This window comes from Streptomyces albireticuli, assembly GCF_021228125.1.
GTDB lineage: Bacteria > Actinomycetota > Actinomycetes > Streptomycetales > Streptomycetaceae > Streptomyces > Streptomyces albireticuli.
This window is the reverse complement of record NZ_JAJQQS010000014.1, coordinates 106,954-119,243: the sequence shown is the minus strand read 5'-3', so window position 1 is coordinate 119,243 and position 12,290 is coordinate 106,954. Positions and strand designations below refer to the sequence as shown.

General features: G+C 76.0%; 10 protein-coding genes. 4 read left to right on the top strand and 6 right to left on the bottom strand.

The features are described 5' to 3' along the window. Positions 1-13: 13 nt before the first annotated feature. The 3 genes from LUZ64_RS24400 to LUZ64_RS24390 all read right to left on the bottom strand — a co-directional run bounded on the left by LUZ64_RS24400 (position 14) and on the right by LUZ64_RS24390 (position 1,734). Complete coding sequence (locus LUZ64_RS24400) at positions 14-220, bottom strand: hypothetical protein (protein WP_095578951.1); 207 nt, start codon at positions 218-220, stop codon at positions 14-16. 171 nt (positions 221-391) lie between these two features. Then, positions 392-850 (bottom strand): winged helix-turn-helix transcriptional regulator, encoded by a 459-nt coding sequence (locus tag LUZ64_RS24395; RefSeq protein ID WP_372478736.1) that lies wholly within the window; start codon positions 848-850, stop codon positions 392-394. A 74-nt stretch (positions 851-924) separates the two neighbouring features. Further along, positions 925-1,734 carry a 3-keto-5-aminohexanoate cleavage protein gene (locus LUZ64_RS24390; RefSeq protein WP_095578952.1) on the bottom strand — a complete coding sequence of 270 codons (810 nt, stop codon included), beginning with the start codon at positions 1,732-1,734 and terminating at the stop codon, positions 925-927. 84 nt (positions 1,735-1,818) lie between these two features. On the opposite strand from LUZ64_RS24390, the gene LUZ64_RS24385 reads away from it, so the two are divergent. Together LUZ64_RS24385 and LUZ64_RS24380 are read left to right on the top strand one after the other, a co-directional pair. Beyond that, a complete protein-coding gene (locus tag LUZ64_RS24385) occupies positions 1,819-2,457 on the top strand; it encodes a hypothetical protein (RefSeq protein WP_095578953.1) in 639 nt (212 codons plus the stop codon). A gap of 79 nt (positions 2,458-2,536) precedes the next feature. Beyond that, the gene (locus LUZ64_RS24380) at positions 2,537-5,470 is read left to right on the top strand and encodes a class III lanthionine synthetase LanKC N-terminal domain-containing protein (RefSeq protein WP_232398741.1); all 2,934 of its coding nucleotides are present in this window, start codon (positions 2,537-2,539) and stop codon (positions 5,468-5,470) included. Between the two features lie 180 nt (positions 5,471-5,650). Here the strand turns inward: LUZ64_RS24380 and LUZ64_RS37575 are convergent, their stop codons facing one another. The 3 genes from LUZ64_RS37575 to LUZ64_RS24365 form a co-directional block, all read right to left on the bottom strand. Next, positions 5,651-6,874 carry a cytochrome P450 gene (locus tag LUZ64_RS37575; RefSeq protein WP_095581835.1) on the bottom strand — a complete coding sequence of 408 codons (1,224 nt, stop codon included), beginning with the start codon at positions 6,872-6,874 and terminating at the stop codon, positions 5,651-5,653. A 254-nt stretch (positions 6,875-7,128) separates the two neighbouring features. Continuing rightward, the gene (locus tag LUZ64_RS24370) at positions 7,129-8,265 is read right to left on the bottom strand and encodes a hypothetical protein (RefSeq protein WP_095581834.1); all 1,137 of its coding nucleotides are present in this window, start codon (positions 8,263-8,265) and stop codon (positions 7,129-7,131) included. Further along, positions 8,262-9,293, bottom strand: a complete 1,032-nt coding sequence (locus LUZ64_RS24365) for a DUF1611 domain-containing protein (RefSeq protein WP_095581833.1) — start codon at positions 9,291-9,293, stop codon at positions 8,262-8,264. Before LUZ64_RS24365 ends, LUZ64_RS24370 begins: the two co-directional genes overlap by 4 nt. 308 nt (positions 9,294-9,601) lie before the next feature. Between LUZ64_RS24365 and LUZ64_RS24360 the strand changes: the two genes are divergently transcribed. Beyond that, entirely contained in the window at positions 9,602-11,095 is a 1,494-nt protein-coding gene (locus LUZ64_RS24360; RefSeq protein ID WP_095581838.1) for an FAD-dependent monooxygenase, read from the top strand. A gap of 124 nt (positions 11,096-11,219) precedes the next feature. Then, the gene (locus tag LUZ64_RS24355; protein ID WP_095581832.1) at positions 11,220-12,281 is read left to right on the top strand and encodes a TolB family protein; all 1,062 of its coding nucleotides are present in this window, start codon (positions 11,220-11,222) and stop codon (positions 12,279-12,281) included. Positions 12,282-12,290: the final 9 nt, after the last annotated feature.

Here is a 12,290-nt window from a genome sequence, read left to right as displayed (position 1 = left end):
CGGCCGCGCGGGGCTACGCGCGCCCGGCCGGAGGCTCCTCGCCGTCGGGAGGATCCGGGGCGTCGGGGTCCACGCCGTGCCGGTGCGCCGTCCGCAGGGCGTCGTCCAGCTCGTCCGCCGCCACGGCCGTGCCGTAGGCGTCACCCTCCGCGCGCGCCAGGGCCAGCGCGGCCCGCGCGTCACGTACCCGCTGCCGCATCGCCTCGGCGAACACGCTCACGACAGCCCCCGGATGACCTGGCGCACGGAATGCCTCAAGTCTAGGGGAGATCCGGCCGGTCGGCCCCGGCCGGGAGGCCCGTCTTCCGCGCCGTTCGCACCGGGCGGCGGGGCCGGAGTGGCCGTGGCGGCGGCTGGTGACGGGGTGTCGGGCGGTGGCAGGGGGAGGGGCTCAGGCCGCGCCCTCGACCGTCCAGCCCGGCACCTGGAAGCGGGGCGTGATGGAGGCGCTGTCGATCTCCTCGCCGCAGCACCGGCAGACGACGGCGGGGTCGAGGTCGGAGCCGCAGGAGTGCTCGAAGACGGTCGGCGCCAGCTCCGCGAGATGACGGTCGCCCCAGCGCATCAGCATGAGGAGGACCGGCCGCAGGTCGTACCCGGAGGGCGTCGGGCAGTACTCGAAGCGCGCCGGGCGTTCGTTGTACGGCACCTTCTCCAGCACGCCCGCCTCCACCAGGCGGCGCAGCCGGGAGGCGAGGATGTCGCGGGGGGCTCCGGTGTTCCGCGCGATGGCGTCGAAGCGCCGGACGCCGAAGAAGACTTCGCGCAGCACCAGCAGGGAGTACTTCTCGCCGACCACGCCGAGCGCGTCGGCGATCGAACAGGGGCGCGATGTCGTCATGGCCCCCATCGTAAGGCAGCCCGTTTCGCGTCCCCAACCCTTGGGGACAAGGTGAATCCAGGATTCCAACCGATGGCTTCCGGCTACACGCCGCACTTCCGTCCGGCGTCCCAGGCGAAGCGCGTGGCCTGCGGCGCGGACCACGCCGGCGGCCGGGCGGCCCGCGGGTAGGTCCTGGTCGCACCGGGAACGGCGAGCGCGGCCCGGACGAGCGCGGCGTTGTCCGGGGCGGGGCGGCCGTCCGGCGTGCGTGTGACGTCCTCCATGCCGATCCGCCGCGCGAGCCCGAGAGCGGTCGCCCTGCGCAGCACCGGCCAGGCGCCGCCGTCCTCGCCGTGCAGCAGCACGGGCGCCTTGAGGCCCGGCCGGAGCGCGCGCAGCAGGGCGGTGGCCGACGCGAGGGCCGTCAGCGGCTCGGTGTCGGCGACCACGGCCCGGACGCGCGGCACCCGGCCGGCGAAGAGGGAGGTCCGGAAGCGGTCCACGGCGTCCGTGCCGGAGCGGATGACGGCCTCGGTGCCGACGCCCCGCTCCCACAGGGCGCGGGCCACCAGATCGGCGCCGTCCGCGTGCCAGTCGACCGACGCGTGGTCGGGCAGGACCGTCCAGGCGCGCACCAGCTCGGCCCGCCGCCGGGCGTCGGGCGCGGACCGGGCGGAGGTGGTGACCCCTACGGGCACGCCGGGCACCGCGGCGCGTACGGCCGTCAGCGCTTCGGCGACGGCGCCGGGGTCGAGGGTCACGGCGCCGTCGGGCGACCGGGGGTGCAGATGGATGTCCTCCGCGCCGGCGGCCACCGCGGCGCGCGCCGCGGTGGCGAGCTCGGCGGCCGTGACGGGGAGGGCCGGGTGGTCGACCCGGTTTCGGGAGCCGTTCAGGCAAACCTGCAACATGATGATCATGGTGGCAGGTGGGACTGACAACCGCCGACCGGTGGCCCGGGCGCCGGTACTTACGGCGCTCGCCACCCTCACGGCGTGCGAGGGCGAGCGCGGCGAGTCGGCGCGGCCCAAGGCCGACCGCGCGCCGGGCGCGAGCCTCGCCTGCCCTCCGCCGGCAGCCTCGCCGGCCTCAGGAAGCTCGTCGAGCACAGCGTCGACTGCTCGCGCTTCACCACCGACCCCGAGACCGTGGCCATCCGCTCCATCGACTGCCTCCCCGCCGTCGAGGGCGACCACAAGGCATGGGGCGTCCGCGAGCGCGGCATCTGCGGCGAGCCCGGCGGCGCCCACCGCGCCCACGGTCTGGTCCGGCTCGACACCGTCCACGACATGGCCGCCTTCCAGAACCGGGAGAAGGCCGCCCAACCGGCGGAGATCAAGGAACACGGCCGGATCAGGGCCACCCGCAGCAAGGTGCTCATCGGCACCGGCATCGCCGTCGAGACCAATGACGCGGCCTCCCGGCACGGCCTCTACCAGCAGCGGTTCCTCCACCTGAACTGCCGGAGCGGGTTCACCGCGCGGAGGGGTACCACCTGGAGAAGGCGGCGGTGGAGGGCTGCGGCACCGGCGCGGGCGACGCGCCGTCGCCTCCGGGTGGAACACGTCTCCCCCGGACGTGCGCTGGATCTCGTTCGCCTCCGCACACACCGGACGCGGCGTCAGCCCTCGTAGTTCGTGAGGACGCCCCCACGGCGGCGGCTGTCCGACACCAGCCCTCCCGCCCGGTGCGCGGCGGTGCCATGCTGCAACGGTGGCAACGAGTTATCGGTCGATCGCTCAGCGGAGCATCGAGGGTGAGGAGCCGCCATGGACGCTCCGGGTCGGTGACACCTGGTGCGCGGTCACCCCGCCGCACCACGAGCGCCGGCAGCAGGGCTGGAAGCTCCACCTCTCCGCGACGCCCGACTCCGCCCCTCACGTGCTGGAGCGCGCCGTCCCCGTCCTCGTGGCCCACGCCTGCGCGTTCAAGTTCGCCGTCTCACCCCGGGTCCTCGCCGAACTCACCTCCGTACGCGCCCCACGCGCCCAGTCGGGGAAGTTCCTCACCGCCTACCCCGATGACGACGACACCCTGCGCGCGCTCGCCGCCACCCTCCACCGCGCCACCCTGGGCCTCACCGGCCCCGCCATCCTCTCCGACCGGCGCTACCGGCCGGACAGCCTCGTCCACTACCGCTACGGCTGCTTCGCCCGGCCGCGCGAACTCGACGACGAGGGCTTCTACGCGGGCCGGCTGAGAGCCCCGGACGGGACGTACGTCACCGACGAGCGCAACCCCTGGTTCTCGCCGCCCGCCTGGGCGCCCCCGCCCTTCCCCCCGCCCGTACGCCCGTCCCCTTCCCGGCGCCGCGGCGACCCCGTGCTCCTCGCCGGCCGCTACCTCGTCCGCGAGGCGGTACGGCACTCCAACCGCGGCGGCGTCTACCGGGCGCACGACCGGCTGACCGCCACCGACGTCCTGCTCAAGGAGGCGCGCCCGCACATCGCCGCGGGCCGGGGCGGCGACGCCCGGGACGCGCTGCGCCACGAGGCGGACGTCATGGCCCGGCTCGCGCCGCTCGGCGTCACCCCGGCCGTCCACGGGGTGTTCGAGTCGGCCGGGCACGTCTTCCTGGTGGAGGAGCTGATCGACGGCGCGCCCCTGCACGCCTGGGCCGCCGGGCGGGCGGCCCGCCACGGCGGCCGGCTGCCGGTGCCCGTGGCCCGGCGGCTGGCCCGCGACCTCGCCCGCCTCCTCGGCGAGGTGCACGCGGCGGGCTTCGTGGTGCGCGACCTCAAACCGGGCAACGTGATGATGACCCCCGACGACGCGCCCGTACTCGTCGACCTGGAATGCGCGGTCCGCTTCGGCGGACGGGCACACGCGGCGGGCACCCCGGGCTTCACGGCGCCGGAACACCTTCAGGACGTCGTCGTGCCCGGGGATCCCGACGCCGGTGCGGCGCCGGAGCATCCGGCCGGTGCGGCCGTGTCCGAGGACCTCGGCGGCATCACGGCGGCCGGCCGCCCCGGCGTCCCACCCGTGCCCGAACCACCCCTCCGCGCCCCCGGCCGCGACAGCGGTCCCCCACCTCCCGCGCCCGGCCCCGAAGCCGACTGCTTCAGCCTCGGAGCCACCCTTCTCCACGCCACCTCCGGCATCAATCCGGTCCTCGCCGCGGACACGCCCCCCGGCCGCCCGGCCGGCGAACGGCTCGCCGCGCTCGTCGAGGCCGCCGCGCGGGACTGTCCCGCCCTGCGCACGCTCGCGCCCCTCGTCCTCGGCCTCACCGCGGACGGCCCGGCCCGCTGGCCACTGGAGAAGGCGGCGGCTTTCCTGAGGGCCGAACCGGACGCAGGCGACGCAGGCGCGGAGGCGCCACCCGCCCACGACACCCTCCGCGGTCCCGCCTTCCCCTCCCACCGGCTCCACCGTCTGCTCCACGACGGCCTCGCCCACCTCGCCGCGACCCTCACCCCCTCCGGCGAATACCTGTGGCCGCCGCCCCGCTCCCTCCCGTACGGCGACCCCTGCAACGTCCAACTGGGCGCGGCCGGCGTGCTGGCCGTGCTCGACCGGGCGGTACGCTCCGGCGCGTACCCCGAGGCGGCGCCCGTGCTGCGGACCGCCGCCCACTGGCTGGACGAGCGGCTCACCCTGCCCAGCCGGATCCTGCCCGGCCTCTACTTCGGGCGCTCCGGGGCCGTTTGGGCGCTCCACGACGCCGCCCGCACGCTCGGCGACCGCGCGCTGGCCGGGCGCGCCCGGGAGTACGCCCTGCGGATCCCCCTCGACTGGCACGACCCCGACATCTGCCACGGCCTGGCCGGGGCCGGTCTCGCCCAGCTCCGCCTGTGGCGCACCACGGGCGACCCGCGCTTCGCCGACCGCGCGTCGGAGTGCGCCGACCGGGTGCTGCGCCTCACCACCCGGCCCGGCGTCCGCGGCGTGGACTGGCCGCTGGGCCCCGGCCACCGCGCCGAACTCGCGGGCTCCGCCTCGTACGGCTTCGGGCACGGCGTCGCCGGTCACGCCGCTTTCCTGCTCGCCGTGGGCCGCGACCTCGGACGGCCCGAGCTCGTCGACATCGCGGCGGCCGGCGGTCACGCCCTGTGCGCCGTGGCCGAGCGGGAGGGGGACGCGGCGCGCTGGCCCAAGGGGCCGGGCCGGACCGAGCGCATGGGTCTCGACTTCTGGTGCCACGGCGCGTCCGGCATCGGCACGCTCCTGGTCCGGCTGTGGCGGGCGACCGGTGAGCCGGCCTTCCGCGAGTACGCCGAACGCGCCGCCGTCGCCGTCCACCGGGACCGCTGGCGGCTCGGCCCCGGCACCTGCCACGGCGTCGCGGGCAACGCCCACCTGCTGCTCGACCTGGCCGGCGCGACGGGCCGGGAGCGCTATCGCGCGTGGGCGGCCGAGGCCGCCGACTGCCTGTATCTGCGGGCGGCCCGGCGCGACGGCCGGCTGCTGGTCCCGGACGAGACCCTCCGCGAGGTCCACGCGAGTTACCACGTGGGTCTCGCGGGCGCCCTGGACTTCCTCCTGCGTCTCGCCCACGGCGGCGACCGGCCCTGGCTGCTCGACACCGCCGGGCGTACTTCCGACACCCTGAAAGGAGGTGAGGACCATGGAGAGCGAGGTTCTGGAGCTGCAAGAGCTGCCGGAGACGGACGAACGGACGCTCGAACCGGTGATGTGCTGTGACACCGACTGGACGAGCGGTCAGTGCACGGACGTCGGACCGCGGTGCCAGGACTCGTGACGCCGTCGCCCTGACGGCGTCCGAAGGGTTCCGTACGGCCGCGGCGACCGGGCCGTACGGAACCGTGACCGGGCGCCGCCGCTGTCCCGGGCGGTGCGTTCCCGGCCGGGAGCACCGTTTCCTCAGCGCAGCAGAACGGGCAGGTCCTCCAGCCAGTTCATCGTCATGCTCTGCTGCCGCCGCACCTTCTCCGCCGGCACCGCCAGCCGCATCCTGGGGAAGCGGTCCAGCATCCGCCCGAAGAGGACCTCCATCTGCGCGTACGCGAGCAGCGATCCGATGCAGCGGTGCGTGCCGTGGCCCATGGCCAGGTGCTGGTGGTCGGTGCGGGTGATGTCGAAGCGGTGCGGGTCGGGGAAGCGGCGCGGGTCGCGGTTGGCCGCGCCCACGGAGATCAGCAGGAACTCCCCGGCCGGGATGGTGACGCCCTCGCCCAGATCCACCGGTTCGGCGGTGTGGCGCGGGCCGACCGCCCGGAACGGGCCCTCGTAGCGCAGGCATTCCTCGACCGCGCCCCGCAGCAGGCCGCGGTCCGCGAGCAGCGCGTCGTACTGATCGGGGTGGCGCAGGAGGGCGTACACACCGTTGGTGAGGGCGTTGGCCGTCTCCACGCCCGCGATGAGCAGGAGGAACGCGGCCGAGGCGAGCTCGTGGCGGCTCAGTGCCCGCCGGCCCGCGCGCCGCGACCCCAGCGTGGACAGCAGGCCCCGGACCGGCTGGGCGCGGCCCCGCTCCACCAGCCGTTCGCCGAAGTCGGCGATGAACTGGGAGGACTTCTGGTCGCCCGGCGAGCTCCGGCGGCACATCAGGGGCTCGAACCAGGCCGGGAACGCCGCCTGTTCGTCGTCGCGCAGGCCGAGCAGCTCGCCGATCACGGCGATGGCGAAGGGATAGGCGATCCGCGCGCGGAACTCCACGGGCCCGGAGCCGCGGAGGGCGCCGAGCGTGTCGTCCGCGAAGACCTCGACGCGCCGGCGCATCGCCTCCACCGGGCCTCTGCTGAGCGCCTGCTGGGTGCTGTGGCGCAGGCGCTGGGGATCCGGCGCGTCCGCGCCGATCATGTTGGCCCGGATCCGGGCGCTCGTCTCGCGCCGCCGTTCCGAGCGCCCGGTATGTCGCTCGCGGCGGTCGGGCCGCTTCCACTCGTCCTTGCGGACATGGGGTGAGGCCAGCAGCGTACGGGCCGCCTCGTAGCGCGGGACGAGCCACAGGCGGCTGCCGCTCACGCCCGTGACCAGAGTGGCCGGCGCCTGGGCGCGCAGCGCGTCGAGCACGGGGTGGGCGTCCTGGAAGAAGGCCGGGGTGAAGATCTCGGGCGGTGGTGCGACGATCCGGTCGGGTGACACAGCGATCCTCCTCGAACGAGTGAGCAGGGCGGGTCGTCAGCGGCGCGGCGCCCCGCAAGCCTACCCAGGGTGTCCGAGTGGTTACACATCGCTACCGGAGGTCTGTCGGGAGGGTGCCGACGGCCTTGTCACACCCGCCTCGTTCACCCCGTCACCGGCGACCACACCTGTTCGGGTCGCACTTCGAGAGGGCGACGGCCGCGCCCGTCTCGCGGATCCGCGAGACGGGCGCCCCCGATCGCGGAGCCCTCCGCTCATCCGGGCAGCGGCGCGACCTCGGGCAGGGCGGCGGCCACGGCCCGTTCCCGCAGCGCCCGGTTGCTCCCTTCCGGATGGATACCGTGCCGCGCCATGGCCGCCAGTACCACCGGGGCGAGCGCGGGGTCCGCCTCGGTCATCTCCCGCAGCAGCGACGAGAACTGGTTGCGCCGCTTCCGCTCGGCGGCCAGCGCGGCGGCCGTGACCTGCCCGGCCGCCTCCGCTCCCATACCCGAGCCGAGGCGCACCAGCCCGCGCAGCAGCATGCCGACGAACCGGTCGCTCTCGCCGCCGCCCTCCAGCACGGCCCGGTGCGCCGACCACAGGGCCGACGCCCAGACGGTGCCGTTGGCGTGCGCCTGCCCGCCTCGCCCGGGCCGCAGATGGGCCATGGTCCAGCACCGGTCGAGGCCGCGCCGGCGCTGGTCCCACGGCGGTACGTGCCCGCGGTGCCAGCCGTGGATGTCCGGGGTGCCCAGCTGCGTCGCTGTCAGGAAGTCCGCGGTGCCCTCGTCCAGCGCGTTCTTCCCGCTGTGCTGCCCGTCCGGCGGCCGCAGCCTGTTGACCTTGAAGTCGGCGGTGTGACGGCAGATGTGGTGCCCCACCTCATGGCAGACGACCGCGGCGTCATGCGCCGGCGCGTGGAAGTACGAACCGCCCGACGGCCCCGGAAGATAGCTGTCGCCACCGCCGAGGTGGACCTCGCCCGCCCACGAGATCCGGTACGGCTCGGCCGGTTCCGTCTCACCGGGCAGCCGGTAGTGCCCGCCGCCCCAGCGGACGGGCGTGTCGTGCGCGCCGATCCGTACGGTCAGGTGCGGCAGCGGCCGGCCCAGCAGCCGCGCGGCCGACCGCAGCAGCCGCTGCGCCCGGTAGGCGGTGTTGCCGACGCCGAAGGCGCGCGCCCGCCGCTCGGCCCCTGCCTCCGCCAGCGGGCCCCCGCCCGCCGCCGGTTCGGCGGCCAGGTCCGTACCGCCGGAGTCGTCGAAGAACGTGCCGCCGCGCTCGTCGCGCACGGTCACCTCCGGCGACCACAGCTCGGCGGGCCCGGTCACCTCCGCGTCCAGCTCCACCTCGGCCAGGGTGCCCGGGCCGGGCGTGCCGTCCTCGTGGTAGGCCCCGACCCGGATCACCTGCCGCCCGCCGCGGCCGTGGCCAGGGGGCCGGCGAGGAGGTCCACCGCGGCCCCGTCGGCCAGCCGGGCGGGCGACAGCACCGGCAGCCCGGTGGCCGCGGCGGCCTCCCGCGCCGCGAGCGGACCGGCCGTCACCAGCCCGCTCACGGCCAGCACCCGTACCCCGCGCGCCGACAGCAGGTCGACGCCCGCGCGCGCGGCCAGCGCGTCGCCCACGGCGAGCACGACGCCGTCGCAGACCTCCGGCAGCGCGGCCGTGAGCCTGCGGGTCTCCTCCTGGAGCAGCCCGTCCGCGAGCTCCAGGACGACCGCGTCGGCGCCGTCGTGGACCAGCGCGTCCCGCATCGCCGTCATCGCCGTGAGAAGCCGTTCCACGGGATAGCCGAAGGTCGACGGCATCCCGAAGTCCAGGAAGTCGGTCACGTGCCGGGCCCCCGCGTCCAGGTACGCCCAGCGGTCCTTGCCGCTGCCGGTCCCGGTGACCTTCGCGGCACCGGGCACCAGCCCCGCGCGGGCCCAGCCGGTCAGCAGGCCGGCCGCGGTGGTGGTCTTGCCGGCGTTCATCGAGGATCCGACGACCGCCAGGGCGCGCGGCGGAACGGCGGGCGGCGGAGGCGCGGGACGGGCGAACCGGTCGAGGGACAGCGGCCGGTCGTCCGCGCCGGTCAGCGCGCCCAGGATCGTCAGCTCCGTCGGCGCCGTGCAGCCGGTGTGCCAGGAGACGGCGGTGCCGATCACGCCCCCGGAGGTCAGCAGGTGCGCCTGGGGGCCCGGGCGGTGGTAGCCCTCGTACGAATCCGTCGCGTAGCGGTTGCCGCAGGCGCCCACGACCAGATCGCCGACGCGCAGCCGGACCGGTCTGCCGTACGCGTCCTCCAGCCGGCCGCCGCCACCCACCCGGTTCACGCCCGCCACCACCAGGTCACCCGGCCGGGGCGGTGCGGCGAGCCCGCCGAGCCGGCACCGGCCCGGCGCGGTGACGCCCCGGGTGACATGGCTCCACTTCGCCGTGGACAGATCCCTCATCAGCTCTCCCAGCGGGCGTGCGCATCCTGCTGACGCAGCGTCACCCGCGCCCCTATGGTCAGCGTCCCGCGGCGCCTCGGCAATCCGGCACGCTGGGCCTTGGCGAACTCATGGAACGGATGATTCCGGCAGCGGGCGCCGGCCGGGGCCGGCCCGCCCGAGCGGCTGGTCCGCGGGCGTCCCCAGGGATCCCGTGTCCCCCATCGGGTGGGTTACGAGTGATGAGCTGATACGCGACGTACGGGTGCGGCATACTCCGCCCAACCGGAAATCTCGGGTTGCACGGCGAACAGGGCGGGGGCCTGGACATGGACGTCGGCTACGAAACGGACGGCAGCGGCTTCGAGGTGATCGTGGCCGGGGCGGGCCCGACCGGCCTGACCCTCGCCTGCGACCTGGCCCGGCGCGGCGTGCGCGCCCTGCTCGTCGAGCAGGGCGGCAGGCTCTTCCCCGGTTCGCGCGGCAAGGGCATCCAGCCGCGCACCCAGGAGGTGTTCGACGACCTCGGCGTCATCGAGACCGTCCGGGCCGTCGGCGGCCCCCACCCCACCATGCGGCGCTGGGAGAACGGCGAGCCGCGCGGCGACTGGGACATGTTCCAGCGCTACGCCCCCACGCCGGACGTGCCCTACCCCGAGGTGTGGGCCGTGCCCCAGTGGCGCACGCAGGAGATCCTGCACACCCGGCTGCGGCAGCTCGGCGGGGACGTGGCCTTCGGGGTCACCCTGACCGGGCTGACCCGGCGGGACGGCTGCGTGGAGGTCCGGCTCGCGCACGGCCCGGACGGCAGGGAGTGGATCGGGCGCGCCGCCTACGTGGTCGGCGCGGACGGCGGCCGCAGCACCGTGCGCGCCGCCCTCGGCATCGGCCGGACCGGCGAGACGGTCGACGCCCGCCCCGCGATCGTCGCCGACGTCCGGGTCGACGGCCTCGGCCGCGACCGCTGGCACGTCTGGCCCGAGCCGAAGGGCGGCGGCCTCGCCCTGTGCCCGCTCGCCTGCACCGACTCCTTCCAGCTCCAGGCCCACTTCGACGACGAGGACGCCCGCCCCGACATCTCCGAGGCGGGCGTGCGCCGCCTGATCGCCGAGCGGACGCACCTGGCCGCGCACGACGTCCGCGAGGTCCTGTGGGCCTCGCACTTCCGTGTCGAGGCCGCGCTCGCCGACTCCTACCGGTCCGGCCGCGTCTTCCTCGCGGGCGACGCCGCGCACGTCCACTCGCCGGTGGGCGGCCAGGGCCTCAACACCGGTGTGCAGGACGCGTACAACCTCGGCTGGAAGCTCGGCCTCGTCCTGCGGCACGGCGCGGACCCCGCCCTCCTCGACACGTACGAGCACGAGCGGCGGCCGGTCGCGGCCGAGGCCCTCGCCGTCAGCACACGGCTGCACCGCTCCGCCCGGCTCACGGACCGCATCCCGGCCCGGCGGCGCGGCACCGTCACCCGCCAGCTGGCCGTGGGCTACCGCGGCGGACCGCTCGCCGCCGAGACCCGCCAGGGCCTGCCCGAGGACGCCCTGCGGGCGGGCGACCGCGCCCCCGACGGCCCCTGCGGCGACGGCCGGCTGTTCGACCTCTTCCGCGGCCCCCACTTCACGCTGCTGGCGTTCGGCCAGGTGGAACTGCCGCTCGTCGCGTCGTCCCTGGTGGTGACGCACCGGGTGCCGGCGGAGTCCGGCGACGTGTGCCGCGCGTACGCGGCGCGGGGGCTGTTCCTGGTGCGCCCGGACGGGTACGTGGGGTGGGCGGGCGACCGGCCCGGCGGGCTCATGGACTATCTGGGGCGGCTGGGCCTGTCCTGACACGCCCCCGCGCCCGCCCCCTCGGCGAGACAGAGGGCGATCCCGTACCGGACGAACGGCGGTCGCGTGGGCCCGAACGCCGTTACGGGCCCCGTGACTTCCCTCCACCCCCTATCGTCAACACGTGCGCAGCAGACCGCTCGTCCCCGCCGTCACCCTCGCCGCCCTCCTCCTCGCCGCGTGCGGTACGTCCCAGGAGTCCGGTCCCGAGCCGCCCGCCCCCACCGGCACCCGTGCCGACGGTCCGCGCTCCGACGGGGCCCGGCTCGTCTACCGGGGGGAGGGGCGGGCCAGTGCGCAGAATCCCGCGTTCTCGCCCGACGGGCGCCGGATGCTGTTCACCCTCTTCCACGGCGGTTACAACGAGGGCGCCGCCGCCCTCCGCATGGTCCCGTTCGACGGCCGCGCCGCCTCCCCGCAGGGGCCGCGGGCCGACACACTGCTCGACGAGCCGGACCGGGCCGCCGTGAACCTCCCGGGTGCCAGCTGGCACCCCTCCGCCGGGGTCGCCTTCGCCTCGGACCGGGCCGGGCGCGACGAGGTGTGGGTGCTGCCCCCGGGCGGCGGGCGGCCCGTGCGGGTCACCGAACACCGGGGAGAATCGGGGTACCTGGAGCCCAGCTTCTCGCCCGACGGTGAGTGGATCGTCTTCCAGGAGAGCGTGGAGGAGGAGACGGGGAACGAGGAGCGCCGGCCGTCGCGGGCCGCGCTCGGCTCCCTGTGGAAGGTGCGGCGCGACGGCAGCGGGGCCACGCGACTGCTGGACGGGCCCGCCACCGGGACGGACAACCGCCAGCCCAACTGGTCGCCGAAGGGGGACCGGCTGGTCTTCCAGCGGCGGGAGCGGGGCGGCGACAGCTGGGCGCTGTACGTGATGAACGCGGACGGCACCGGTCTGCGCAGGCTCACCGACGGATCCGGCGAGCACACCGACCCGAGCTGGTCGCCCGACGGCCGGTCGGTGGTCTTCTCCTCCACCGCCGGGGGCCTGGAGGTGCCCCAGATCTTCGTGATCCCCGCGGCCGGCGGGGCCCCGGTCAGGGTGACCCGGAACCCCGGCGGCTACGACGGCGCGCCCAGCTGGTCACCGGACGGCCGGTGGATCGCCTTCGAGGCGCACCCGGGGGACGAGGACCGGCCGACGGCGCTGTGGCGGATCCCCGCCCCCGGGGCGGTCACGCGGTGAGGGCCGCGC